24 protein-coding genes are annotated in these 25,522 nt (G+C 60.4%); 23 read left to right on the plus strand and 1 reads right to left on the minus strand.

Translation table 11 applies throughout. The features are described from left to right. The first annotated feature begins 219 nt into the window (after nucleotides 1-219). From R1W01_RS16530 to R1W01_RS16620, 19 genes are read left to right on the plus strand one after another with little or no spacing between them, the layout of a single operon-like run. Complete coding sequence (locus R1W01_RS16530) at nucleotides 220-552, plus strand: hypothetical protein (RefSeq protein ID WP_317275326.1); 333 nt, start codon at nucleotides 220-222, stop codon at nucleotides 550-552. A gap of 60 nt (nucleotides 553-612) precedes the next feature. Beyond that, nucleotides 613-900 (plus strand): type IV conjugative transfer system protein TraL, encoded by a 288-nt coding sequence (gene traL / locus R1W01_RS16535; RefSeq protein WP_317275327.1) that lies wholly within the window; start codon nucleotides 613-615, stop codon nucleotides 898-900. Continuing rightward, nucleotides 900-1,457, plus strand: a complete 558-nt coding sequence (locus R1W01_RS16540) for a TraE/TraK family type IV conjugative transfer system protein (protein WP_317275328.1) — start codon at nucleotides 900-902, stop codon at nucleotides 1,455-1,457. The genes traL and R1W01_RS16540 overlap by 1 nt, the downstream gene beginning before the upstream one ends. Next, entirely contained in the window at nucleotides 1,454-2,164 is a 711-nt protein-coding gene (locus tag R1W01_RS16545; protein ID WP_317275329.1) for a type-F conjugative transfer system secretin TraK, read from the plus strand. Before R1W01_RS16540 ends, R1W01_RS16545 begins: the two co-directional genes overlap by 4 nt. Next, nucleotides 2,164-3,417: a TraB/VirB10 family protein gene (locus R1W01_RS16550; RefSeq protein WP_317275330.1), complete on the plus strand. Its 1,254-nt coding sequence runs from the start codon at nucleotides 2,164-2,166 to the stop codon at nucleotides 3,415-3,417. The genes R1W01_RS16545 and R1W01_RS16550 overlap by 1 nt, the downstream gene beginning before the upstream one ends. Beyond that, nucleotides 3,414-3,830, plus strand: coding sequence for a TraV family lipoprotein (locus R1W01_RS16555; protein ID WP_317275331.1), 417 nt, complete (start codon nucleotides 3,414-3,416; stop codon nucleotides 3,828-3,830). The genes R1W01_RS16550 and R1W01_RS16555 overlap by 4 nt, the downstream gene beginning before the upstream one ends. After that, entirely contained in the window at nucleotides 3,830-4,045 is a 216-nt protein-coding gene (locus tag R1W01_RS16560; RefSeq protein ID WP_317275332.1) for a hypothetical protein, read from the plus strand. The genes R1W01_RS16555 and R1W01_RS16560 overlap by 1 nt, the downstream gene beginning before the upstream one ends. After that, nucleotides 4,042-6,528, plus strand: coding sequence for a TraC family protein (locus tag R1W01_RS16565; RefSeq protein WP_317275333.1), 2,487 nt, complete (start codon nucleotides 4,042-4,044; stop codon nucleotides 6,526-6,528). The genes R1W01_RS16560 and R1W01_RS16565 overlap by 4 nt, the downstream gene beginning before the upstream one ends. After that, nucleotides 6,525-6,881 (plus strand): hypothetical protein, encoded by a 357-nt coding sequence (locus tag R1W01_RS16570; protein WP_317275334.1) that lies wholly within the window; start codon nucleotides 6,525-6,527, stop codon nucleotides 6,879-6,881. The genes R1W01_RS16565 and R1W01_RS16570 overlap by 4 nt, the downstream gene beginning before the upstream one ends. Next, complete coding sequence (locus tag R1W01_RS16575; protein ID WP_317275335.1) at nucleotides 6,865-7,380, plus strand: S26 family signal peptidase; 516 nt, start codon at nucleotides 6,865-6,867, stop codon at nucleotides 7,378-7,380. Before R1W01_RS16570 ends, R1W01_RS16575 begins: the two co-directional genes overlap by 17 nt. Then, nucleotides 7,377-8,195, plus strand: coding sequence for a type-F conjugative transfer system protein TraW (gene traW / locus R1W01_RS16580; protein ID WP_317275336.1), 819 nt, complete (start codon nucleotides 7,377-7,379; stop codon nucleotides 8,193-8,195). Before R1W01_RS16575 ends, traW begins: the two co-directional genes overlap by 4 nt. Continuing rightward, nucleotides 8,179-9,195, plus strand: coding sequence for a conjugal transfer pilus assembly protein TraU (gene traU / locus R1W01_RS16585; RefSeq protein ID WP_317275337.1), 1,017 nt, complete (start codon nucleotides 8,179-8,181; stop codon nucleotides 9,193-9,195). The genes traW and traU overlap by 17 nt, the downstream gene beginning before the upstream one ends. Next, nucleotides 9,180-9,938: a type-F conjugative transfer system pilin assembly protein TrbC gene (trbC, locus tag R1W01_RS16590; protein ID WP_317275338.1), complete on the plus strand. Its 759-nt coding sequence runs from the start codon at nucleotides 9,180-9,182 to the stop codon at nucleotides 9,936-9,938. Before traU ends, trbC begins: the two co-directional genes overlap by 16 nt. A 1-nt stretch (nucleotide 9,939) precedes the next feature. Beyond that, the gene (locus R1W01_RS16595) at nucleotides 9,940-11,547 is read left to right on the plus strand and encodes a hypothetical protein (RefSeq protein WP_317275339.1); all 1,608 of its coding nucleotides are present in this window, start codon (nucleotides 9,940-9,942) and stop codon (nucleotides 11,545-11,547) included. After that, entirely contained in the window at nucleotides 11,538-12,863 is a 1,326-nt protein-coding gene (gene traN / locus R1W01_RS16600) for a conjugal transfer protein TraN (protein WP_317275340.1), read from the plus strand. Before R1W01_RS16595 ends, traN begins: the two co-directional genes overlap by 10 nt. Further along, nucleotides 12,863-13,267, plus strand: coding sequence for a TlpA family protein disulfide reductase (locus tag R1W01_RS16605; protein ID WP_317275341.1), 405 nt, complete (start codon nucleotides 12,863-12,865; stop codon nucleotides 13,265-13,267). The genes traN and R1W01_RS16605 overlap by 1 nt, the downstream gene beginning before the upstream one ends. Further along, a complete protein-coding gene (locus R1W01_RS16610) occupies nucleotides 13,264-14,061 on the plus strand; it encodes a conjugal transfer protein TraF (protein WP_317275342.1) in 798 nt (265 codons plus the stop codon). The genes R1W01_RS16605 and R1W01_RS16610 overlap by 4 nt, the downstream gene beginning before the upstream one ends. A gap of 11 nt (nucleotides 14,062-14,072) precedes the next feature. Then, nucleotides 14,073-15,458: a conjugal transfer protein TraH gene (locus R1W01_RS16615; protein ID WP_317275343.1), complete on the plus strand. Its 1,386-nt coding sequence runs from the start codon at nucleotides 14,073-14,075 to the stop codon at nucleotides 15,456-15,458. Continuing rightward, a complete protein-coding gene (locus R1W01_RS16620) occupies nucleotides 15,458-18,688 on the plus strand; it encodes a conjugal transfer protein TraG N-terminal domain-containing protein (RefSeq protein WP_317275344.1) in 3,231 nt (1,076 codons plus the stop codon). The genes R1W01_RS16615 and R1W01_RS16620 overlap by 1 nt, the downstream gene beginning before the upstream one ends. A gap of 26 nt (nucleotides 18,689-18,714) precedes the next feature. Here R1W01_RS16620 and R1W01_RS16625 read toward each other — a convergent pair whose 3' ends face one another. Beyond that, nucleotides 18,715-19,239, minus strand: coding sequence for a hypothetical protein (locus R1W01_RS16625; RefSeq protein ID WP_317275345.1), 525 nt, complete (start codon nucleotides 19,237-19,239; stop codon nucleotides 18,715-18,717). 216 nt (nucleotides 19,240-19,455) lie between these two features. Between R1W01_RS16625 and R1W01_RS16630 the strand changes: the two genes are divergently transcribed. The 4 genes from R1W01_RS16630 to R1W01_RS16645 all read left to right on the plus strand — a co-directional run bounded on the left by R1W01_RS16630 (nucleotide 19,456) and on the right by R1W01_RS16645 (nucleotide 25,464). Next, on the plus strand, nucleotides 19,456-19,584 hold the full coding sequence (locus tag R1W01_RS16630) for a hypothetical protein (RefSeq protein ID WP_317275346.1): 129 nt from the start codon (nucleotides 19,456-19,458) through the stop codon (nucleotides 19,582-19,584). A 128-nt stretch (nucleotides 19,585-19,712) separates the two neighbouring features. Next, entirely contained in the window at nucleotides 19,713-21,992 is a 2,280-nt protein-coding gene (locus tag R1W01_RS16635) for a type IV secretion system DNA-binding domain-containing protein (RefSeq protein ID WP_317275347.1), read from the plus strand. Then, nucleotides 21,989-24,973: a MobF family relaxase gene (mobF, locus tag R1W01_RS16640; protein WP_317275348.1), complete on the plus strand. Its 2,985-nt coding sequence runs from the start codon at nucleotides 21,989-21,991 to the stop codon at nucleotides 24,971-24,973. Before R1W01_RS16635 ends, mobF begins: the two co-directional genes overlap by 4 nt. Further along, entirely contained in the window at nucleotides 24,970-25,464 is a 495-nt protein-coding gene (locus R1W01_RS16645) for a hypothetical protein (protein ID WP_317275349.1), read from the plus strand. Before mobF ends, R1W01_RS16645 begins: the two co-directional genes overlap by 4 nt. The last annotated feature ends 58 nt before the right edge of the window (nucleotides 25,465-25,522 follow it).

A 25,522-nucleotide genomic window follows, 5' to 3' on the forward strand; every position in this document is an offset into this window, starting at 1 on the left:
TACTGGTTCGTATCAGTTCGTTCCAGTTCGTGCATTCTCAAACCTGCCCACGCACTGATCGCGCATCATTTCGTGAGCGGCTCAGACTGAACGCCTGCTTGCTTCCCAATCCACCCAATCACTCCGTCGGGGTGATGCCCGCTGCGCCGTGCAGCGGACCTATCCGTGCACTCAACAGAAGGAACGAGGGAAATGCACATTTCGAATACGGCCAAAAGTATGACGCTAGGGCTCGCTATCGCCGGTTTGTCCGCCACAGCGAGCTTGGCTGCCGGGTCAGACACTGGCGTTGAAGCGGGCTTCTATTCGCTCGGCCAGGATCTCAACACGATCATTGGCGGCGCTGGCGGCTACGTGATCATGATCCTCTCTGTGATCATCGGGGCAATCGTTCTCGCTGTCACGGGTCGCTGGGCCCAAGTCGGCGTTGCGGTCGGTGTTGCCGTCTTCCTCGGATACGGCGTTCAGACCCTCACGAGCCTCGGCTCGGTGACAGCAAGCACGGATGTGCTTGAGGTGATCGAGACGAGCTCGGACGTTTCCGACCTTTGAGCATCAGTGCTTCCCTGCGCCCCCGTGCGCAGGGAGTTTTGTAGGAAGTGGTTTGGTTCTATGACCGATGTTGTGAAAGTGGAGCAGCGTCTACAAGACGCTCCACAGTTTTTCGTGCTGCCTGCGGATGAAGCAGTCGCAGCGATCGCCCCTTTCCTGATCGGGATACTTGCGAAGAAGCTATTCCTCGGAGTTGGGCTTGCTGTGATCTCATATTTTATCTGGAAACGGGTGAAAGGTGAGCGTGGCCTGCCCGGCCTGGTCGCAGCCATCTACTGGATTCTGCCCAGAGAGGTGACCCCTTACCGGTCCTTTCCCGACAGTGCTGTCAGCACCTGGAGGGCATGATGACGCCGCAAAATCTCAGCCGGGCTTTGAAACGGACGCGGCGTGGTTCTGCCGTCCTTGGCGTTGTCACCATCATGCTTCTGGTAAGCACCACCGCGCTCTCTATTCGGGTGTTTTCCCAATCGAACCAAGTCGTGCTTGTCCCGACCACCGTCAAAGACGGGATGGTCGCACGCGGCGCGGTCGATAAGGGTTACATCGAAGCGCTTGCGCTCGATGCTGTCTATGCGATGTATAATACCTCGCCCAACACGATCCGTTTCGGGCGCAGCGTTCTGGAACGTTTGAGCGGGCCAGCGGAACGTCCAAAGATCCTGCAAACCTATGATCGGATCTCGAGCGATATCGCCGCGCGCAAAATCTCCACGATCTTCTTTCCTAGGGTCATAGAGCACAACTTCGCCGCCTATGAGGTCGTCGTGGACGGCGTTCTCGCGACCTATCTCGAAACCACCCAGATCTCCCGTGAGGATCGCCGACTGTTGGTTCGGTTCAAACCTCAAGCGGGCTCAGTGCGCCTGTCGTTCTTGGGTATCATCAATGAGGAAGTCCAATGACGCGCCTGTTTTCAGGGGTGATCGCCCTTGCGATCGCTCTCGCCGCCTCCAATGTCAGCGCCGGCGAAGAACACCATAGGGTCCGCGAGAACGGGCTGGTGCGCTTCAAGGCCTCTGTCTCCGGTATTACGCGTGTGAGCGTTTTGGGAGATCGGATTGCCTCGATCGTGAATGACGATCAAGCCTCGCTCTACCAAGTGAAGAACGACAAGAACACTGGCGACATCTTCCTGCGCTATGTCGGGCCTGAAGAGATGCCTGCAAAAGAAGGCGGCTATCTGGTGACCGAAGGCAATCGGACGCTGGCCTTCGAGATCCTTCCAATCAAGGCGAGCACACAAACCGTTCTGATCACGCTCGAGGGCGTCGACTCGACCAGTAATACCGTCTCCAGAGACGGCGGGTTCGCAGAGAGCGGGCTCGGTGCGGGCGATGGTCTGATCGCTCAGCTGACCGAGGCAACGCGAAGCACGATCCAGAAAGGCATTCACAAGCCATATCCCACGCGGGGCAAGAATGGCGCGCTGATCTCGCGCCATCGCGTTGGGGATCTGATCGGAGAGGTTCGCGTGGCCGCGGCGGGCAAGGACGCCCGGCAGGTCCGCGAGCAAGAGTTCTACAAGGCGAACGTTCTGGCAGTCTGGGTCCAGAAGGCAAGTCTCGCATCCGGTGAGCGCTCCTGGGTCGTGGTCGTGAGGAAGAAGTAATGGCGCAGGCAGATCGCAAGAAATCCCAGCTTATTGCGCTCAGCGCTCTCGGGGGCGTGGTCGTGCTCCTCTTCGTGCTCATGGCAATGTTTATGGGGCCACCTGCCGCACCGCAATTGCCCGGAACAAAGCAGGCGACGGTTGATGAGACCGTTATTCGCGACAGAAACTCCGGCTCTTCACCAGAGATGACATGGGTGACGCAGGGGCGCGTCCAAATGGAGCGCCTGTCCAAGGAGCTTGAAGAGCAACGCAAGCTCTTGGAGGAAACCCGTCGCGTCGCAGAGCGCCGGGCAAACGACATCCAGACGGAATACGATGATCTCCTGGTTCAACAGGCCCAGAAGATCGAAGAATTGGAGCAAGCGCTCTCAGAAGCGCGCAGCGCGCCGCAAAGCCCCGGCCAGCCGTTACCGACCGGAAGAGAGCAGCTGGAAACGATCACGACGAACAAGGCCGGGACGGACTTCATAAGCAAGCGCCCTGCCGGCACGCGGGCCCGAGTATCGAACTCGAACGGGACTGCGGCGGCGAGCCAAGCGGTCGCGGCGGGCAATTTTGGACAGACCTTCACGCTTGTGAGCGCCGAAGGCGACCGTGAGGGAAAGCGCGATGTGCGCAAGCTCACGAACTACCTGCCAGCTGGGAGCTATGCGCCCGCGATTGTGCTCTCCGGGGCGGATGCTGCCACCAATGTGTCCAACCGTGAGAACCCGATTCCGGTTCTGTTCCGGCTCACTGGCCCGGCGATCACCGCTGCCGTTGGTGGCCGTGCACCTGCTCGCGTGAACCTGAAGGGATGCACCGTGCAAGGCTCAGCAACCGGGGATCTCTCGGCCGAGCGCGTGAAGGTGCGGCTGATCACGATGACCTGCATCAACAAGCGCGGAGACGTGCTGGAGACCAAGGTCTCCGGCTACATGGTTGGATCTGGCAAGGAAGGTGTGCGTGGCCATGTGACCAGCCGCGAAGGTGGCTTGACGCGCAGTGCCATGATGGCCGGTCTCATCTCTGGGTTGGGCTCAGGGTTCAACGATGCTGCGAATGCACAGCTGGGTGTGGAAACCGCGAACACGCAACAGATCCTGAAGGGCGCGGCGGTTGGCAGCCTTGGCAGCGGGCTTGAGAGCGCCGCTTCCGCGCTCTCGGAATATTACATCGACCGCGCGGAGCAGTATCAGCCCGTAGTTTCGCTCTATGGCGGGACCGAGGTCGAGCTTGTTTTTCTTGAAGGTGTGGAGCTTGGCCAATGATCAAGAACGTTATGCTTGAACCGCGTGTGATCAGCAAACTGCTGGCTCTTGCGCTTCTCTCTGGATGTGGTCTCGGCAGCAATACCGAGAAAGACTTCCTGTGCAGCGCGCAATCGGGCAAGCCTTGCACAACCATCTCCGCCAGCGATGGCACAGGGTCTAACGGCGTCGTCTCTCTCGCTGAGCGCCCCGAGGACTCCGCCGTCAAATCTTTGTCCCAAAACCCTCTTTGGGCTGGAAAAGGCGGCACGCTCGGCCTGCCTGATGGCGGCAATCCTTATAATGCGAGCGCCTATCGCAGCCCCGAAATCGTCGGGACGCTGTGGATTGCACCGCTCCTCGATGAGGGCGGCATCCTGCATGAAGCGCGGTTTGTCCATTTCGTGATCCAAAAAGGCGCGTGGAAGAGCTGATGGCCAATCGGACACGCGAAGACATGACCGCACGGATGAAGGAGATCCGCGAAGCCCGCAGGCAAGCGGGTTTTGCGGAGGTGAACGTGTGGGTGCCGCGAGACAAGGTCGAGAAGCTGCGCGGCTTTGCATGGACCCTGGTTGACGCGGCGGGGCGCAGCTTTCCGCACCGCTCGCCGCGTCGTCGAGGGAAGTACGGGAAGGGGGAGACATGAGTTTTCTGAAGGATGCCCTTGCGGGGCTATTCGGTGAGATCCCCTGGAGCGAAGAGGAACCGGAACTGATGGGCGGGGATGTCCTCTCGGACATCTTGCCTTGGCGGACTTACGATCCGGAGAAAGCGCTCTATTACTTCGATCACGGTGTCGGCTTCTTCCTCGAGGTCGGCGCCACGATCGGCGATCACGAGCTGGCCGACAATATCGGCGGGGTCGTGTCCTCGAGCCTGCCCAGTGATGCCACTCTGCAAGTCCTGAACTGGACCTCCCCGACAATCGAGCCGATCACCAATGCCTGGCGCGTTGCCCGGCGCGATGTCTCGCCACTGGTGGACGAGATGACCTCTCAACGTGCGGCCTGTCTGAAGTCCCTCTCCTATGGTCAGGATGATGGTGGCGCACGAGCGATCCCCTTTGATCGCCGTCTGTTTCTGGCCGGTTGGATCAATACGGAAAACGCCGGACTGGACGACGAGCACCGGATCGGCGCGCTTCGAACGGGCTTGCGCAACGTCTATGAGACAGCAAGCTGGGCCGTGAATGTGGAGCCTGCGCGCCTTCTGGGCCTGTTGCGGGAGTTGTTTCACGCGGCACGCCCAAGCGCGGAGACAGATCGCGATCTCGGCGATGCCTATGACGAGGCGATGCCCCTGAACTATCAGGTGCCGGGATCTACGCTACGCGTCAGCCATGATGCGCTGTTGTTCTCGGGATCCCCAAACATGGCGGCAACCGTTGCCTCGGTGAATGCCTACCCGTCAGAGTGGCTCTTTCGAGCCGGATATGTGCTGAACGGAGACCCGGCGCGGCTGATGGATCGCCCGCACGGACCGGTTCTGACATCTTTCGTGTTGCGCCCAATGAGCGCGCAGAAGGCGGGCGCCTTCCTTTTGAGTAAACGCGGAAAAAATGAACACGCGGCCAATACGTCCTTTGGGAAGTTCATTCCGCAGTTTGCGCAGAAAAAGGAAGAGTTCGATTCACTGGCCGCAGAAGTGACAGCCGGAGAGCGCCTGTTCCAGACGCTCTACACCGTGACAGCCTACAGCAAGGGCGGCGCCAGCGAAGCCAGAATGGCGGCGCGAGAGGTGGAAGCGATCTACCGCCGTCAGCGTGTGCGATTGAACACCGACACCTATCTCCAGCTGCCGTTGTTCCTCGCAAGCCTGCCCTTCGGGTGCTCAGATCGTATGCTGGTCGATTTTGGACGTCAGATGCGGATGCGATTGCTCAAAGGCACCGCAGCCATGGCATTCTTGCCGGTGCATGGCGAATGGAGCGGCAACAACAGAGGCCGCGGTATGTTGCTGCAAGGCCGGCAGGGCCAGGTCTTCCAATGGGACAACTTCTCCTCATCGGGCAACTACAATGTCGCGGTGGTCGGCAAGTCCGGCGCAGGCAAGTCGGTATTGATGCAAGAGCTTGCCAGCTCAATCTATGCGGCCGGTGGTCGTGTTCTCGTGATCGACGATGGCTATTCGTTCAAAGCCACGGCAGACATTCTTGAAGGCAAGCATATCGCTTTCGACGGCGCCACAAAGAACCGTCTCAATCCTTTCTCCCTACTCGATGCAGATGCAATGGGCAGCGAAGAGTATCGCTCAGACGCGATCGAGCTCGTCACCCGCGTTGTCGCCTCGATGGCGGATCTTGGCGCGCATAAATCCAGCAGGGTCGAAGGCGTCGAGGAGGACTATATCCGCTCCGCGATCGCGCGGGTCTGGGATGAGAAAGGCTCTCACGGCGAAATCACCGATGTGCGTGATCTGTTGAGCCAAGCCGCCAAGGATGAGCCGCGCCTTCCCGACGTTGTCAGGAAGCTCGATGTCTACTCGAAGGGGGGTGCCTATGCCTCCTATTTCGAGGGTGAGGCCAATATCGCGCTTGATGCGCCGTTCACGGTGGTTGAGCTGAGTGACATCAAGGGGCAATCGGCGCTCGAGGCGACGATCCTGCAAATCATCATGTTTCTGGGCACCGAGTTGATGTTCAAGACGGATCGATCGACGCCGGTTGCCATCATCATCGATGAGGCATGGGATCTGCTGCGCGGTGAAGGGACCGCAAGCTTTATCGAAGGCGTTGTGCGCCGGGCTCGGAAATACACCGGCGCGCTGATCACGGGCACGCAGTCGATGGCGGACTATAGAGCCAACCCTGCCGCCCAAGTCTGCCTCGAGAACTCCGATTTCCGGGTGTTTATGGCTCAAAAGCCGGAAAGTGTCGATGCGCTCGGGTCGGTCAACGAAGGCGTCAAGAGCCTCCTCAAATCCCTGACCTCTGTCCCCGGTAAGTTCTCCGAACTGGCGATCCAAATGCCGGAAGGGTTCGTTTATGGCCGCCTTCTCCTCGACCCATTCTCGCTGGCCGTCTTCTCCTCGAAAGGCGCCACCGTTCAGAAGCGCAACAAGTATCGCGCCGAGGGCATGTCGACCGTTGAGGCGATCAAGACGCTTGTCGAGCGGGGAGAGGTCTCATGAGGCTGAAACCGATCCTCTTCGTCGGGGCCGCGGTGGTGGGCGTTCAACTCGCTCTCCTTGGCGGCTTTGCCTTGGGACAGCTGCGCCCGCAACTGCCCGGGATCGTCGCCTTTGACCCCGAGCGCAGCCTGACGCTCTTCGTCATTTGGTCTTCAGACAGGGTGCAGGAGGGCGCGTTTGAAGAGGCGGTGGTGGTGTTTGAGCGCCGCACCCGCTCTGCGCTTGCCAATTACAGCGCGACGACCGGGGCCATGGTCGTGCGAAGGGACGCTGTCCTGAGCGAAGTGGAAACCCCGCTCACGGACATTACCGAAGATATCATGCGGGAGGTGCTCGATGACGAGGCGTTCTAAAGCGATCTTCATCATCCCTGCGCTCTGTGTCGTACTCCTGGGATACTACGCGTTGGCGTTTGGCAGGCTCGCCGTGAATGCCACTGAGAGCCTTCAGGGCAACGCTTTTGCGATGGTGACCTGGCCCAAGCACATCAAGCCGGGCCGGATCGTTGCGGTGAGGATGCCGGATGTGCTTCGACCGGCCTTCGACGGCGGTGAACTCTACCTCACCAAGCGTGTCGTTGGTGTGGCCGGCGATCCCGTCACACGCGATGGGACCAGGTTGTGTATCAACACCTCATGCGTCGAAGGTCATATCAAAGCTGGCAAGCTCGTCTCTCCGCTCTGGGGCGCTGACCGGGTCCCTGAAAACGAGATCGCGGTCTTCGGGGACAGTCCGGACAGTCTCGATAGCCGATATGAGGTGATCGGAGGGATCTCGCGCGACGATGTTGTCGCGGCGGGTTTCGCGATTCCGTTTCCCCATTGGACGCGATTGAAGGAGTGGCTGCAATGAAACGCTGGCTCCTCCTTCAGATCTATCTTCTGGGCTACTCTGGCTGGCATTTGCCGCGCGCGCTGCGCAAAGGCTTGGCGCGCACGGCTCTGCACCGTGCCTGGCTGTGCGGTCACCTTGGGTGCTTCTGCGAACAGGGTGTCCGCTACGGTCCGGCCAATCCCTACGCACGCCGGTTTCACGATCTGAGCGCGGCCTGTGTGGCCCTGTTTCTGGCAAGCCAACCGCTCCTTGCAAAAGACTTGGGCGTGCACGGCCCGCTCTTTGAGATCGCAGAACCCTCGATCCTCGAGACGATCAAAACCCGCCTGCGCGAGATGGAACGCAGCGGCGCCATGGATAAAATGCGCCAGGAGATGCAGGACACCACGCGCGCCTATGTCAACCGGCCGCGCCCGGTGCTCGGTCTTGGCAAGGCAGAGGTGGCCGCGAGCTGGGAGGTTGATCTTTCGATTACCCTCGAGCGCGATCTGGCGGACCACAATGGCGTGGTCTTCGCGCGTGCTGGCACCGTGGTGAACCCTCTCGGGTTTTCCCGTTTCAACAAGCGGATCGTGATCTTCGATGGGGATGATCCGGCGCAAGTCAGATTTGCGCTTTCGGAAGGCGATGAGCTGAACACGCTCCTTGTTCTGACCAATGGCGATCCTCTGGACCTCATGCGCAAGCATGGGCGGCGGTTCTATTTCGATCAAAATGCTGTGCTCGTGGACCGTTTTGGCGTTCAGAACACCCCCGCAGTCGTTCGTAGAGCCGATCCCGTGATGATTGTCGAAGAAGTACCGGTGGAGGCCTCCGATGACCCAGATCGATGATCGAACCACGTTCTTCGGGGTGTCCCGCGCATTGGTGCTCGCCATGATGTTCTCGCTCTTTGCCAGCGAAGCGGCGGCAATCTGCAACAAACGGTTTTTGAACCCCATCACCGAGGTTTGCTGGGATTGCATCTTCCCGATTTCGATCGGTGGCTTGAGCATCGGGGGCGACCGGCCAGACACGCCCAATCAAACGCTGCCGGTATGTCTATGCCCCGGCATCCCGCCCCGGCCCGGCCTTGCAATCGGGCTTTGGGAACCGGCACGGTTGGTGGATGTCGCCAATGAGCCCGGTTGTTTTGTGAACATGGGGTTCGACATCGATCTCGGGTTGCTGTCCCTCGGCAAGAGTTCCGATGTCACCCAGAACGGCGGTGCGACGGGATCGAAGTGGCAATCTCACTACTATTTCTACCCGTTGATTTCCTGGCTCGGCGTTATCGTCGATGGCCTCTGTATGCAGAGCGCACAGTTCGATGTCGCCTATATCTCGGAGATCGATCCGCTTTGGCAGGATGCGGAGTTGAACAACCTCATCAACCCCGAAGCTGCACTCTTCGCAAACCCCATTGCCCAAGCGGCCTGCGCGGCTGATTGCGTTAGAGCCTCTGCCGGCGGCCTGCCGATGGACTCACTCTTCTGGTGTGCAGGCTGCGGAGGCTCGATCTATCCGATCCAAGGCGATGTCGGCGCCCATGTCGGCGGCGTCATGGCGAGCCAGGTCGTTGCCACCAAAATGGTGGCCCGCATGCACCGCCTGCTTTTGGCACGGCGCACGGCGTCCTCGTCTGCCCTGTGCCAACCAACGTCACAGCCGATCATCAACAAGAGCCAATACCGGATGCAGATCACGCGGCCACGGCCAAAGACCAGCGGACGCTATGGCTGCGGACCGGTCGGGTTCTCACCTCAATTTGTGGAACGGTTTCGGGAGTTCCCTTTCCGGGGGGAGTCCTTCGGCTGGCTTATGTGGAGGAAACGAAATTGCTGCGCTTTGTAACCCTGACAGCCGCACTCACCCTTTCGTCAACGATGGCTTCCGCGCAGGAAGACGTCGCCCGCGAAGAGAAAGACCCTGTCGTCGAGTACGCACCAGGCTCGACGGGGCCGATCACAGCCCCTCTCGCGACCATCGACCGGGAGGCGGAGGAACTCGGCCGCAGGCTCGAGACAACACTGGAGCCGCAAGGCCCGCAGGAAGGTGCCTTTTCCGGGATCGATTTCGATACGCTCCGAGACCGTGCCCTCACAGATCCCCGCGTGCGCGACCTGATGGGGATCGATCCGTCGCTTGACCCGAATGCGCATGGGCAATCCGAAGCGCGCTATGACGGCTCGACGATCTTCCTGCTCGCCTCCTTCTCGATGCCCAAACCTTCGCTTCGTCAGATCATGGAAGAGGCCGACCGCTACGGTGTCCCGGTGGTGTTTCGCGGCTTCGTGAACAATTCGGTCTATGACACGGAAGAAGCGCTACGGGAGACCTTCGGCTCGCTCGACGCGGCGATCGGCTTCAGCATCGATCCGACACTCTTCACGCGCTTCAAGGTCGAAGCCGTGCCTGTTCTGGTGGCAACCGTCGATGAGATTGATGTCTGCGAAACCCCCGGCTGCGAAGAGGACCCTGTGCCGCCGCATGATCGTGTCGGAGGCAACGTGCCGCTCGAGTTCGCACTGAAGCTCATCGCCGATGCGGGCGATGTCGCGGCAGCAAAGGCCGCTCGTCTTCTGGAGGTCGAGTGAGATGGGGTTCGCGACGCAAAAACACCGTCCCCTGGCGACCTGCGCGACCCTCGCTATCTGTCTCCTGATTGCCGAAAAGCCCGCGCTCGCAGAGGACTACCGAAGCCGGGCGGAGCAATCGATCTCGCAAGACAATGCCACATCGACCTTCACCGACGAGACGGTTCAGGAGATCGTATCCCCTTTCGAGACGGACGCCCCCCCTGAGACAGGCTACAGCCATACAGAGTTCGAAGACAAAATCGCAGAGATCCGCAACGCAGAGACCAATCAGGGGCGCGTTTTGCGGGCGACGGAAGACAGTGCGCTCGTGCGCCCCGATGTGGACATCGACGGGCAAGGGCCACTCTTTGATGATGCGAACTGGGCGCATGAGAATGCCGAGGCCGTTGCGGGCCAGTATTTCTCAGATGAACTTGGAAATTGCGAAGAGCCCCATATTCCTGTCTCGCAGACCATCGACATGTTCTGTGAATCGATGCCAGCAAGAGCGCCGCGATCTTGTGACCTGACCCGGGAAATCTGGGTGGACCGGACGGACACTTGGCGCTGCGACAAGCGTGCCGCCCAATTCACCAAAATCTGCACGAAGAACATCCAGCTTGAATGCGCAAATCCCGATGGCCCCATCTCCTGCCTCGCCAACCAGATCGAGGTTGAGGGAGAAGGGGTGACGTCCAGTTGGGCCGGAAACACCCTGACAATCACCTTTGCAGCGCCCGAACATCCCGTTGGGCCTCCTGCGGCACCGGGATTTGGCGCGGGCCCGACCGATGGGTGGGCTGCTCTGGTAAAGCATGAATTCAAGATCAGAATCTCTGATCGCGTAAAGCCAAGCTCGGTTCTGCTTCAGGATGTGACAGCAAAAGGCGTCGCCCAACTTCTCGTCAAGGACGGGGCGGGCCGAGATGTGCTTGATACCTATGTTGATACCTTGGAGACCGACTATCGTGCGGCGACACCACAGAGGCTTGATCAGCCAAAGGCACAAGCCTGTTTCGGGGATCCCGATGAGGCGTTGATCGTACCGTCGAACTCGATTTCCGGCACCACACCTGTCCCGATGGTGCGCGCCGTCGAGTTTGAGCGCGTCATGGTCGATGGCCAAATGCGCTTCACGGGAGGCGGCGCGACACAAGGCGAGGTCCCCGCGAGCTGGTTCACCCCAGTGATCCCCGCAGCACCACGCATCCTCGATGGGCAATTCGATTTCGCGAACGGCTCCTTCGGTGATCTCGATCTGAGCTTCGTGAGCTACCACCCGACCGCCTCGGGTTGGCGACGGCGTTTCATGAATGTGACCGCGCGCATCCAGTACGATTCCGATTACTATCACGAGTATTACGAGTTCTTCTGGAATTGCGACGATCTCGCCACCCTCTCAGGCGGCAATCTCGACACCGTGAAGGACACGTTCCGGTTTCTCGATGTGGAACGCTTCGAGACCACGGTGCCGGATGCGCCTGCACGATGGATCGAGACCGAGTTTGAGCTGCGTGTCGTCTATCTGACCGGTAGCGCCGAGGGTGGCGCCGCCTCTGTCGCGATCGATTTCGAGGGCCCCTGCTGTGACACGTTCGAGAATGTTGGAGACGAGATATGCGACTGATCGGGCGCGTTCTAGTGTGTGTTTTTCTCACAAGCCCTGTGGTCGCTGCCGCAGAGATCAGCTGCGATACACCGGTCTATGATCTGTGCACTGAGCAAGGCACGGGCACCACTGAGACAGGCGGTCTGACGCTTGACCCTTACTGCGTGCAAGAAGTTGGAACGCAGGCCTGCGAGGACGATGCGCCGCTCAACGAATGCTCGGCGGTCGAGGTGAGCCTCAACTGCACCGAGATCTCTGAGGAATGCATCGAGTACAAGCACGGCGAATGCCGCCAGACCAGGAAACGCTATTCCTGCTTCAACGCCCCGGCAGACATGGCACCAGCGACGCTTTTGGAGCGCGTCTACTGCGAAGTGCAGGAAGAGATCGTCTCCACCTGCGACGGCCTCGAGGCCGATCCAAAATGTGAGCTTGCCAATACCGAGACGGTCGAAGGTGCAGAGACCCGCAAGATCAACGCGCGCGACTTCTTCCGCGACTGGTGGAAACGTGAGCGCACCTTCATGTGTATTGTGCCCGGCGAGGGCGACAACAATTGCGGCCCCCTCGAGAGCGATCCGAGCTGTGTCTTAAAGGGCGACACCTGCCTTGTGGAAGACGAGAACGGCGTCTGCTCCAATCGTGAGTATCACTATATTTGCGGCGGCGAGACCGCCGATCTGCAAACAAGCTGTGAACCGATCAATGTCTGCGTCGGAGATACCTGCCTCGATATCGAACAAGAGACGTCGGATGATTTTGGGAACTCGGCCGCGTGGTTGAACATTCTGGCCGAGATGCAGCGCGACTTCCGCGATCAGAATACCGAAGATCCCAATGAGGTGACCTTCTTCAACGGCAACTATCTGACCTGTTCGAAAGCGCCCGGCCGCAACTGCTGCTCGCTCAGCGGCGTCTTCGTCGGCTCCCTTGGCATGTGCCCTGATTCCGCCGTTGAGCTGGCCGACAGACGCAACGCAGGCGCAACGCATTTCCTGGGGTCAACCTGTCAGGAGAAAGTCTTCGGTGCCTGTGTGAAGCGGCGCTACCACTACTGCGCCTTCAACTCCAAGTTCGGCCGTGTCTTCATCGAGGAATTCCGTGACCAACAAGACATGGGGTGGGGCCAAGCCCCGAACGTTCCCGACTGTGACGGGGTCACGATCGAAGACATCGGGACCGTCGATGTCGATGAGATGGATTTCTCACCCGTCTTTGGCGACATCATGAACAGCATCACACTGCCCGTTGCCGAGGGCATCGAGGACTTCTTCGACGATCGCTTTCCCAATGTCGAAGAGGATGCGGAAACCGTCTATGAGGGAGAGAACTGATGCGGCGCAGATCCTTCATACTTGCCGCCATCGCGAGCCTCAGCCCCTGCCCGTCCTTCGCCGCCAACAATCCCTATGGAAGCGTTGGCGTCATTCTGATCGGAGCATCCTGGTGCCCAGTCTGTAAGTCCGCCGCGCCCGTTCTGGCCGCGCTTACGGAGCCTGCTGGCATTCCGGTGCTGGTCGCCTCGCATGACGGCCGCCCGATCGCGCCTTTCCCGACGATGGTCGATGCCGCAAACCACCCTCTTTCTGCCGGGGTCGATGCTTTGCCGACAACGCTGATCTATTCAAAGAAGCGCGACACGATCATTGCGCAGATCGTGGGCTACAAGAACGCGCGCCACTATGCGCAATCGGTCTCTGTCGCAATCAAGGCGGCCGCCTTGGAGGGTCGCTCATGAGACGCGCGATGGCTCTGGCAATAGCGTGTACGCTTCTCGCCTCCGAGACAGGGGCGCGCACGCTCGAATGTGGTGACGAGGCGGTAGAAGGCTGGCACTTCTACTGCGACCCGGAAGCGGTTGAGGAGCCCCTGCCCGCGCCTCAGCCCGAGCAGGCCCCTCAAGCCCCGCCGCCAACGGCAACAGAAGAGATCGAAGCCTATCGCAAACGGGCCGAAGAGCTGAAGAACCGAGCGATCCTCGATCCCACCCCGGAAAACCTCGAAGCCTATATGCAGGTGAACAAGGAAATGGCCCAGATGGCGAGCCGGTTTGCGGCGGTGTGGCAGCGCGTTCTATTCGCAACGCCGGACCTCGATGCAAACGTCAAGCGGCCGCGCACCCAGATGGGTATCAACATCTACCAGGACCAGAAGAACGAAGCCGAGCGCGCCGCCCTGAAACGCGCCGCAGCGGAGGCCGGGTTTCTATTCGTCTACGACAATCCCGTCGATTGCCGAATTTGCCTCGCACAAGCCCAGGTCCTCGAGGGTGTGCGTAAGAAATTTGGCATCAGCATTCTTGCCGTTTCGACAGACGGCAGCGCGATCGAAGGGTTCCCGGACGCCGTGGCCGATGACGGACAGTTGAGCGCGCTCGGCATCGCCGATCTGCCACGCCCCTTCATCGCAATTGTCGATACCCAAACCGGCGCAGTGGAACTGATCGGTGGCGGTCTGCTGACCGAAGATCAAATCCTCGATCGCGTCTACGTGGTCCGCGAGATCCCCATGGGAGAAAGGTTTTCAAATTGAAACTTGCAGCAATGAACCGTTTTATCCTGACCGTCATCTTCGCGGGCCTGTTCATTCAACCGCTTAAGGCGGATGTCGGCTCGGATCTACGCGACTTCTGGGAGCGCTCCGGCGGTGGGGTCAATGTCACCAAGCCAACGGCATATCAGGGCCAGCAAGCAGGCTATGCAACGCTTGGCTCTCTCTATCTGCGCACCCGTCCCCGAAACAGCCAACTCGCCTCGATCCAGCTCCCGTCTGTCCGTGCCGGTTGTGGCGGCATCGACATCTTCGGAGGCGCGTTCTCCTTTATCACCGAGGAAGAGCTGATCGCCCTGATGGAGGGCATCATGCAGAACGCGGCCGGGTTTGCCTTTGAACTGGCGCTGCAGAGCCTTTCGCCGAGCACTCAAGAACTGGTCGCGAAGCTTCGCGACCTGATTCAGCAGGTGAACTCGATGAACATCAACTCCTGCGAGACCGGCCAGCTCCTCGTCGGGGCGCTCTGGCCAAAGATGGATGGTGCCAGCCAGCATGTCTGCCAATCGATCGGCAGCTACACGGGCGGGTTTGCCGACAGGGTTGCGGCCAAACACGGCTGCGGCACAGGCGGCCAGAACAACTCCACGATGGCCGGAGCTGAAGGCGCACTCAAAGATCAGGTGCCCACGGACGTGAACTACGCCTGGAGAGCCATCAAGAAGAACAACTTCCTCTCCTCCAACCCGGTGATCGCAGAATTCTTCATGACCCTTTCGGGCACGATCATCACGCTTGCGCCGGAAGATGACGATGCCTCCATGACGCACCGCACCATTCCGCCGCGTGCGCTCTCGCCGGACTCCGCCAAAGCGCTTGTGGAAGGTGGCAGCTTCAAGAGCCTGCAATGCGACGAGTCGGGGGAGTGTCTGAACCCCACTCTGGAAGACCGGACAATCTCCGCCTCAGACGCGCTCTTTGCCGTGACCGCACAGGCCATCGAGGATCTCTCCGACGCGATCTCCGACGACACACCGCCGCCCGAGGAGGCGATCGCGCTGATCAACCTGACGTCGATCCCGATCTATGACCACCTGGTGACGGCGAAGGGCTACAAATACCGCTTCGTGCAGGATGACATCAACTCGATGGCCGAATTGGTCTCAGTGGATCTCGCCATGGCCTATATCGATGAGGCTGTCAGCGAGATCCTGAACTCCGCCGCCAATGTCGATATCTCCGGCGACATCAACCGGGAATTCCAGGAAACAGCCCGCCAGACCCGCGACACGCTTCAAACCTTCAGAGCCTCAGCGCAACGCAAATACGCCGAAGCCCTGCGCAACCTTGAGCGTCTCGCGATCGCCAAGGGCGCCCTCGCGGCCTCCTCCAACGCGATCTTTTCCAACATTGTCTCCAACTTCGGAGGTCAGCGCTGATGCCAGAATTGGAAATCCACACGACCGGGGGCGGCTACTACCTCTACGATATCTTCAACTACCTCGCCGCCTTCACCGGATCGGGCAACTTCGAGACGCTGATCTATACCGCGATCACTGCGGGCTTGATGATTGCCTCCCTTCAGATGGTGATCTTCGGCTCGGTGCGGCAGGCGTTCACGTATTTCATCGGGGCGCTGATCGTCGTCGCGATCGGCATCGGCCCAAAGGCCAAGGTGATCGTGATGGATTCAACCGAACCCACGGGCATCTACGGCATCGTGGACAATGTGCCCTGGTCAGTCGCCTTCGTCGGATCGCTCTCTTCGCGTGCAGGCTTCAGCATCACAAAGCAGATGGAAACCCTTCTCGCCGCTCCGGACGATCTCACCTACCAGCGCTCAGGCATGATGTTCGGCTCCACGATCATGAGCCAGGCGGCGCGCTGGCGCGCGGTGACGCCGATCATTCAGGAGAACCTCGTCAACTTCATGGAAAACTGCATGGTCGATGGCTCCAATATCGGGATCGTCGATACCAAAGGTATGGGCTACACGGGCGATCTTGAATCCTTCATCTCCTCCAACGTGCCCAACTCGCTCGCCTATTATGATCCAGTGCTCGAGGAGACCAAGACCTGTGTCGAAGGCTGGCCGCTGATCCAGGATCGGATGACGGCCGAGGTTCAAACCGTCCTGAATCAGAAAGCGGCCGCGCAGTTCGCAAATTCCGGCACGGCCACGCTCACCAATTCCGTCAACAAGATGACCGGCACACTCGGGGAGTTTCAGAACTTTGTCGGCATGGCCTCGTCCTCGGCAACGGAAACAATCCGTCAAACCATGCTCATCATCTCGATGGACGATGCGATCCAGCGGCTCATCGCCTCTTCTGGCAACAATGCAGCGATGACCGCCTATCAGGCGGCGCGCACCGAAGCGCAGACCTCGGCAAGCTATAGCGCCGTCGGGATTTCTGCCCTCAAATGGGTGCCCCTCCTGAAAATCGTCTTTGAATCGCTCTACTACGCCGCCTTCCCGCTCGCGATGCTGATGATGCTGACGCCGATGGTTTGGGGTGTGATGAAGGGCTACTTCGGGGGGTTTGTCTGGCTCGCCGCATGGGATCCGCTCTCGGCCATTCTCCATTCAATCGTCATGAAAGCCTCGAGCGGATATTACCGCGAGGCCATGGGGTCCTATTCGGACGGGGCCATGAGCTATAGCATGAGCTTCGCCAATCATCTCGGCGTGCGCGCCGTCGAGCAGGATGTCGGCACGATCGCGGGCTACCTCATGATGTCTGTGCCCTTCGTGGCAACAGTGATCCTCTTTGGGGCCGGCCGGGTCGCGGGCCTTGCCACGTCTATGCTGAACGTGAGCCAGGGTGCCGCCGTGGAATCCGGGCGTGAAGCAGCGACAGGCAATCTCTCGCTCGCAAACGCCAGCATGAACAACTTCACCGCCAACAAAACAAACACCTCTTCCCTGCGCGACATCGGGGCGGCGACGGAGCGCATGGTCAATGGCGCGATGCGCACGGTCAATGCCGATGGCTCGTCAACCTTCGCGACGGGTACGGCGCAAACCACCGGGGGCATGAGTGCGCGGGTCGGTCAGACCATTCGCGAGGAAATCTCAGACCGCAAGGATGCGGCCATTCGGACGGCCAAATCCTCGCGCGATGAATGGGCCAGTTCGGTCAGCGATGTCGCGTCGAACTATGCGAACTTCGGGCAAAGCCTCAGCTCCGGCACAAGCACGGCGATCGACAACTCCACCGCGGCCGGATCGCGCAAGGCTCAAGAGGCCCGTGCTGCGCATCAGAAGGTTGAGACCTTCGCGAAGGAGCATAACATTTCCACGGATGCGGCCTATGCTCTGGCGATTGCCGGCAAGGCTGAGTCCAGCAAAGGGATTGGCAAACTGTCACCGCTCAGTGCCAGTGCCGGTGCGGATATTGGTCTGAAGGGCGTGGATAGCGATCGCTTTGGCGAACTCGTCACTGCGGCGCGTGAATCGGGCCTGACGGAGACCGTATCGAGCTATGGCGAAGCGGTACGCTCCATCCGGTCATCATCGCAAACGAGCCAGGGCGCGTCGCAGGATTCCGGAGAGCGGTGGAGCACCGATGAGGTGCAGCGCAAGGCAGAGACCTATGCTGAGGCGGTTGAAGAGGCCGAGACCCTGTCCCAGGCAGAATCCAAGCTTTATTCTCAAGGTCTCAGCTATGACGGGCAGCTGACCGATGCGATTGTCAATGAATGGCGCGAAGCTGGATACGATGACTCACAGATCTCGGGCTTCCTGAACCCGAAAACAACGGCCGGAGTGCGCGCGCAGGAACGCGCCGTCGAAAGCGTCTTGCCGGCGCTGCTCTCGGAACTAGACCTCAATCGCCCGGCGCATGAGATGGCCGACGCTTACCAGCTTAAGAAGCCAGAGCAACCGATCATAGAACAACGCCTGCCCGATACCGGCGCGGATCACCAGAAGCGTCACGAGGTGTTCAGCCGCACCAGCGGCGAACAACACAAGGAGATGAAGGCGGAGACCAGCCAACGGCAAGGCGAGATCCGACAGGAGGCAGACAAGACACAGGCAGCGATCGGGTTGCGTCAGACTGCGGGTGTCGCAGGGAACATGGTAAGCAAACTCGTGCCCTTCGGGGATAATCTGGCAGATGCCGCCGCCGATATGATCGCTGGATGGACGACCTCCGGATCCGGATCGAGAGGGACTCAATCCAGCCAGACCCCAAGCGCACAGCCGCTGACGACCTATGACCGGGACATGATGATCCGGACCATCTATGGCGAGGCGGCGCGGGAGAGCGAGGCCGGTCAGGCTGCCGTGGCGCATGTGATCATGAACCGGGTTGCCGATCCGCGTTGGGGCGACAACCCGGCAGAGGTTAGCCTTCAGCTCAAGCAGTTCTCAGCTTGGAACTCCGGTGTTGGTCGCAATTCTCTTCCCACGGACCTCAAGGAGGGCAGCGCGGACTACAAGCGGATCGGCGCCATCGTGGATCAGGTGCATTCCGGGCAGATCACTGACCCGACAGGGGGCGCAACGCATTACTACTCCCCTGCCGGCATGGATGCGCATGTGGCCCGCGGTGAGCAAAGCCACAGCGTGCCGACATGGCTTGCAACCCAGTCCAATGCACGAGGTGGTGAGAATGTGCAGATCGGCGGACATATCTTCACCGGTCGTCGGAGAGACGAGTGATGCGGGGTGTCGATCAAAACGAGGCTTTAGTGGCTAGAGAACGGGTAATTCCGCTCATAAGTCGTGTAGCCATAGAAGGGATTACCGACCGGTCGCGTATCAGTCTCAATATCAGACAGGCTGGTGTCCCCCTGCCCCGCCACACCATATCGTGCGAAGTGCAGGATCGCTGCGGCGATCACGCTGGAAGTGATGGCTTCGCCAGCGAGGCCAATCAGCTCGAGATTGCCAGTATAGATCGCAGCCGCGCCCAGAGCGATCATGAAAACGGCAAGGATCGCAAAGAGTCCAAGGATCTTCAGCGCCAAAGCGCTCATCGAAGCCTCGAGACCGAAAGCCTCCTCATAGGTAGCACCGTTGCGAACGGCGCGGCGGGAGCGATTTCCGTCGCGCAACGCGCGAGCGAGGGCACCCAAGAACAGGATCACAAGCCAAAGCGCAAGCAAAGCCTTGGTCGGGAGATCGAACTCTCGCCCAAGCAAGCCCGCAGCGCTCCAAACGGCTGCGGCACTAGCAAGAAAGACAGCAAGAGTTTTCCAAAACAGGCGCATTGTCTGGATCCTTTCATGGGCGGCCATTTTATCACGGGTCGAATTCAATCACAAATTGAACGCGGGTGGTACATGAACAGAACATTCCTGCGCCGATTTCGCCAGATGACAGGAGCCGCACATGACCATTGAGCCGGCCCGTGACCTCTGGGCCATCGTCCTGACCATAGCCATGCGTGAGCGAGGGTCACGGCGAAGAACCGCTACGGCACATACATGCCCCCACGCAACGTGCTCTACACCATGCGCGTCTATGACCAAGCCGAAGGGTGGCGCCTCTCGCTCCTCAAGAACCCCGGCGATGGGGCCTATGACCAATACTGCATCAGCCAACCTCACGGGTGATCGACCCGCATAGACGAGAGGCGAGGCAGGCCCCCATCGATGCAACGCATGGGGTCTCGTCTGCAATCATTCCCTGCTCGTGAGAGGCCCCTTGCGGGGTTTCCACGATACCCCACGGAGAGCCGACCATGCGCAATAAAGGGCCCACACAGATCGTCAGAGGTGGGCAGACCACTCAACACTGGACCCGGATGGCCGCTCAGGTCATCAAATACTCGATCTCCGTCGCCGCCGGGGTCTTTGCGATCGTCTATATATGGCTCGTCGCCCAGTACTATGAACCTGACAAGGTCAAGCTGACCGGCACCTACTGGATCGCCGAATTCAACGTCATGCGGCGCGGTACAGAAGACCGACAGCTGACCTATGTCGACCCGGCCACCCAACGGCGCGTGACGCGCAGCGCTGGCGACATCTACGCCGATCCCGAGATCCGCGAGCTCTACGCGCTCTATTCCGCCAACGCCCGCCGCTTCATCTGGTATGCGGGCATTCCTGCTACAGGTGCTTTCGCGGTCGTCTTCTTGCTCTTTGTCCTGGTCGGGCGCTCCCTGAAGGATGAGGAACACATTCGCGGTGCGCGCCTGGTCACACCACGCGAGCTGCAGGCTTGGTCGCGTCGCAAATGGAAAGCCTATGAGAAGGCCGTCGGCAAAGGCGTGAAGAAGGGTCCGCGCTACACGCTCGCCGGAATCGAGTTCCCACCCAACGCCGTCGAGGCGCAGATCGGCATCACAGGCACGGTGGGCGTCGGCAAGACAAATGCCATGCAGGAACTGCTGAGCACCATCCGAGACGCCGACGGCCGCGCGGTGATCTATGATCGCATGGGCGGCCTGCTGCGCGATCACTTCGACCCTGATCACGACGTGATCCTGAACCCATTTGATCAACGCTCGGTCGGCTGGTCTCCCTTCAATGAGGTCAACTCGCCTGAGGGCTTCGCACAGATTGCCGAAGTCATGATCCCCGATCGTCCGAGCGGTGGGGACCAGTTCTGGACCCAATCCGCTCGTCTCGTCTTCCAGTATGCGGCGCGCGAACTTGCAAAATCTGGCAAGACCACGAATGCCGATCTGCGCAATGCCATCATGACGATCCCTGCAGAAGATCTGGCCCGGATCATCGAGGCCACGCCGGGGCGGCACTTCTTCGGGGAGGACGTGGCCCGCACCTCCGCCTCGATCCGCGCCAATATGATCACCGAGCTGCGCTTTCTGGAATACTTGCGCGACGATGCACCGGCCTTCTCGATCCGAGACTGGATCGTCAACGATCGGCCGGGCTTCGTGTTCCTGACCGGCAATGCGGAGCAATCGGCCGCCACCCGCAACGTCATCTCGACCTTGTTCGAGGTTGCGGCGAACGCGCTCATGACCACGGAAGAAAGCCGTGACCCAAAGGTCTGGTTCTTCCTCGATGAGGTGCCCACCCTCAACAAGATGCCCTTCTTGCCCAAGAGCCTCGCGGAGATCCGCCAGTTCGGCGGTGCTTTCGTCGTCGGCTACCAGGTCTTCTCACAGCTCGAAGACATCTATGGCGACAAGGCGGCGGAAACCATCTCGGGCGTGCTCAACAACCGGATCGTCTTCAACACGCCTGACTTCAACACCGCACAGCGCTCCTCTCGCTCCTTGGGCGAGGAAGACGTGGTCGAGGTTAATGAAAACCTCACCCTCGGCGCCCATGACACACGCGACGGCGTCGGCATCATGGGCCGACGCACTCAACGCCCGATCGTCACCCCTGCGGAGATCCAGTCTCTCCCCCAGTTCACCGCATTCTTCCGTCCGGCCTATGATGCGCCGACGGCCAAGGTCGAATTCAAACCAGTCAAGACAGAGCAAAAGACCAATAAGATGGTGCCCTACCACGGCGGTGGCTTCGATCATGGCGGGATGCGCCTCGATGCGCTGAAGACCGATCTCTCCGAGGGCGAAGCCCCCACCGAAGGCTTTGCGGCCGAAGATCCCGACGCGCAGCGGCGTGCCTTCATGCGATGGGTCAAGCGGGTGCGCCCTGACGCGCTGGAAGGCTTTGAGAGCGAGGGGAACCTCTGGGAACGTCTTTCCTACTGGAAGCACTATGCGTCCGAGCGTGTACGTGGTCTTTCCGACGATGAGATCTTCCAGCCCGACCCTTACGAGAGCATGATGCTCGCACGACCAGGACAGCGCAAGAAAGAGCGCGAGAGGATCGAACTGCCCTACCCTTCCGAGGACGCGATGGGGGTGGCTTCCATCGATTCCACCCCCGCATCTCCTCCCGGAGCAGCTCAGTCACCTGACAATGGTTGCCGCACAGGAGGCAAAGGTAGGGGCAGCGCATACACGCAGGCTGTTCCAGATTCCGCGAACCACAAGCTGTTGCGCCTACAAACTGGCCTCTCCGGAGGGCACAAACGATGATGTCGATCTCCAACGTCTCCGCCGGAGCGGCGGCGAGCGGTTATTACAAGGAAGAGGGGTACTACAAGTCCGACAGCCCCGAGGCCGAAGGCTCGACACAATGGTTTGGCAAGGCAGCAGAAGAGATCGGGCTGACGGGCCCGGTCGCAGATCAGCAGTTCGCCGCCTTCCTTGAGGGCCAGGCCCCCGATGGCAAGCTCATGGGTCGCTGGGTCGATGGCGAACGCCAGCACCGTCCGGGCCTCGATCTGACCTTCTCCGCCTCCAAATCCGCCTCGATCGCCGCCTTGGTGATCGGAGACGACCGGATCACCAAGGCCCATGATGAGGCCGTGAAGGCCACGATGACCGTGGTCGAGGAACGTTTTGCTAAGACGCGCTACCAGGTAGATGGCAAGATCGTCACCGGCGAGGCCAAGGGGCTGATTGCAGGCATATACCGCCACGACACGTCCCGCGCCCTCGATCCGAACCTGCACAGCCACGCTGTCATCGCCAACATGGTCAAGAATGACAATGGCACTTACACCGCCCTGACCAACGAGGCGATGTTCAAGAACCGGACACTCATCACGGAAATCTACCGCTCCGAGTTCGAATCCCGCCTCTCCGCGCTCGGGATCGCGACGGACCGGGGGCAGTATGGCGAGGTCAATGTGCGGGGCATCTCCCGCGAGGTCGTCGAGGCCTTCTCCAAGCGACGTCAGGAAATCGTCTCAGCGCTCGATCAAAAGGGGATGGAGCTCAGCCCCGAGAACGCCGCCAAGGCCACGCTGGCAACCCGCGCGGCCAAGCACAAGGACGTTGACCGCGCAGAGCTGCATGCCGACTGGCGCAAAGAAGCGCTTGCGGCCGGACTCGACAAGAACCTGTTGGAAACCCGCTCCCTTGGGCAACGCATCCCCGCCCCCGAAATCCCCAAGGATCAACAGCGGCCGCTCGAAACACCCCGCGCGGGGCTCCTCGACAAGGCCCGCGCCTTGATGGGGGGGACGACACTTCAGGAGCAGAAGCCCCAATCCCCCTCGCACAGCGACCCGGCCGTGCACGCCGTCTCACAGGCCGTTGCCCATGTCAGTGAGCGCAGCGCCGTCTATGAGAGGGCCGAGCTCACCACCCAGGCCTTGCGCCTTGGTCTCGGTGCCAGCTTTGCCGCCGTCGATCGGGAAATCGAACGCCGGATCGACAAGGGCCAACTCATCGCCGACAAGGAAGATCCCGACAGGTTGACCGACAAGGCCGCAGTGGCGCTCGATCGCAGCCTCATCACAACCCTGCGCGCCAGTGCGAAGACGGAGGGGATCACGCTTGCGTCGGACGACCGACGTTCCCCAGAGGGCACTCTCTCAAAGAAGCTGAACGATGCCAACTCTCTCACCGAAGGCCAAAAAGGCGCCGTCATGACCTCCCTGACGGGTCCGGGCCGCTATGTCGGGGTGCAAGGCTATGCCGGTACCGGCAAGACATTCATGATGGAGCGTGTGGCTCATTACGCCGCTCAGAGCGGCTATGAGATCAAGGGCTTCGCCCCCAGCCACCAAGCCGTGCAGGAGATGACAGCGGTGCTTGGCGCGGCCGAGACCGTTGCCAAGGTGGTCACCGCAGAGCGCAACCACCCGCAAGACGTCGATAACAGCAAGGCCATCCTTATGGTCGATGAGGCCGCCATGCTTGGCGCGAAAGATCTCAGGAGCTTCATGGATTATGCCGAACGCACCGGTGCGGCCCGCGTCGTCCTGGTCGGTGATACGCAACAGCTCGATGCCGTCAGAGCGGGCCAGCCCTTCGCTCAGTTACAGAAAGCCGGCATGCCCACCGCCATCATGGACGAGATCCGCAGACAGCGGGACACGGACCTGAAGCAGGCCGTGTTGCACACCATCAAGGGCGAGATCGGCGACGCCTTCTCTCGCCTCGAGGGTCACGTACAGCAAAGCGAAGAGCCAAACCGAGAGGCCGCCTCAGCTTTCCTCGCCCTCTCCCCCAGCGAGCGGAGCGAAACCCGCGTCCTGACCCTGACCAACGCGGCACGCGCAGAGATCAATGACGCCATTCGCCAGGGGCTGCGCAGCGAAGGGCAGATCGGTGCCGATGCGCTTTCCGTTTCCGGCCTGCGCAGCCGTCAGCTGAGCGAAGCCGAGCGCGTCGATGCGCGCAGCTTTCAACCCGGCGATGTGGTGCAATCTCTGGTCTCGAGCCGGTCGCAAGATCTGCAAAAGCAACAGACCTATCGCGTCCACGATGTGAGCGAGACCCGCAACAGCATCACTCTTCAATACGAAGGTGACGGCACGCTGCGGGAAGTGGCGCTTTCCGAGACCCACAACCGTAAGGAGATTGGCAAGGCTCTCATCGTTTACCAGACCGAGGACCGTCCTCTCGCTCTTGGCGATCAACTGCGATTCAGGATCGCCGATAAGGAGGTCGGAATCACCAATGGCATGCGCGCGCAGATCACCGCGCTCGGGACGGATCACGTCGAGGTCGAAACACGCGAAGGCACGCGGATCAGCTTTGCGGCCGACACACTCGCGGCCCGCGGTGCTGAGCACGACTACGCGGCCACCACCCATGCCGTACAGGGTGAGACAGTGGACCGCGTGATCGTCGCCATGTCCGCCACGGAACGGCTGGTCAACCAGAAGAGCTTCTATGTGGAGATCAGTCGCGCGCGCGATGAAGCCCGGCTCATCACCAACGACCCTTCGACCCTTGCCGATCGGGTCGAAAAGGAAACCGGCACCCGACCGGCCGCACTCGATCTCTGGACGGAAGGACGCCTTTCTCGTCTCGAACGACAGGACGAGAAGGCACAGGATACAGACAAGACCGAAGCCACCATGACCAAGCAAGAGATGCGGGAGAAACAGACGACGCTTGGCGACACCCGCCTCTCCGATCCTGAGCTTCAGCAACGCGCCGAGGAGCTCGAAAATCTCGCCAAAGACCTCTCCCGCAAGAACAAGGAACTCACACTATGACAGACACCCAATCAACCCTTCGAGTCCGCCTTGGACCCGTCGCCCGCACCCTGATCCAGGGCGCAGAGGCGAACCGTCAACAAGCGCTCGATGATGCTATCGCCGACCTCATCGACCAGCGCGACGAAGCCCGCGAGGAGATCCGGGCGGCGCCCGCCTCCGGGTCCGATGATCTCGCAACCGTCCTGACTTCACTCGAGGCGCAACGCGCCGCGTTCAAGGGTCTTCAGGAAATTGTCCTCTCCGAGATGCTGGCGACGCGCATGTTCATCCAATCCTTCATGTCGGACGCAGATGTTGGTGTCGGCATGCTGCGCGAAATGACGGACCTCATGCTCGAGACTTTGCAGAAGCGCACCTCGCATTTGAAAGAGCTCGACTTCGATCACCTGCGCGAGAAAGAGCGCGAGTTCGCCATGCTCCTTCAGGACCAAATGGGGCGAGAGCCAGAGGAACTCCTCTCGCGTGAAGGGGGGGATTTGGAACTGTGATCGGGCGCGGAATGCTGGACCAGAGCCGGGCCGCAGCTGGGCCAGAGGTGGACCGGAG

Source organism: Shimia sp. FJ5, assembly GCF_032918335.1.
In the GTDB taxonomy this organism is placed as follows: Bacteria; Pseudomonadota; Alphaproteobacteria; order Rhodobacterales; family Rhodobacteraceae; genus Shimia; species Shimia aestuarii_A.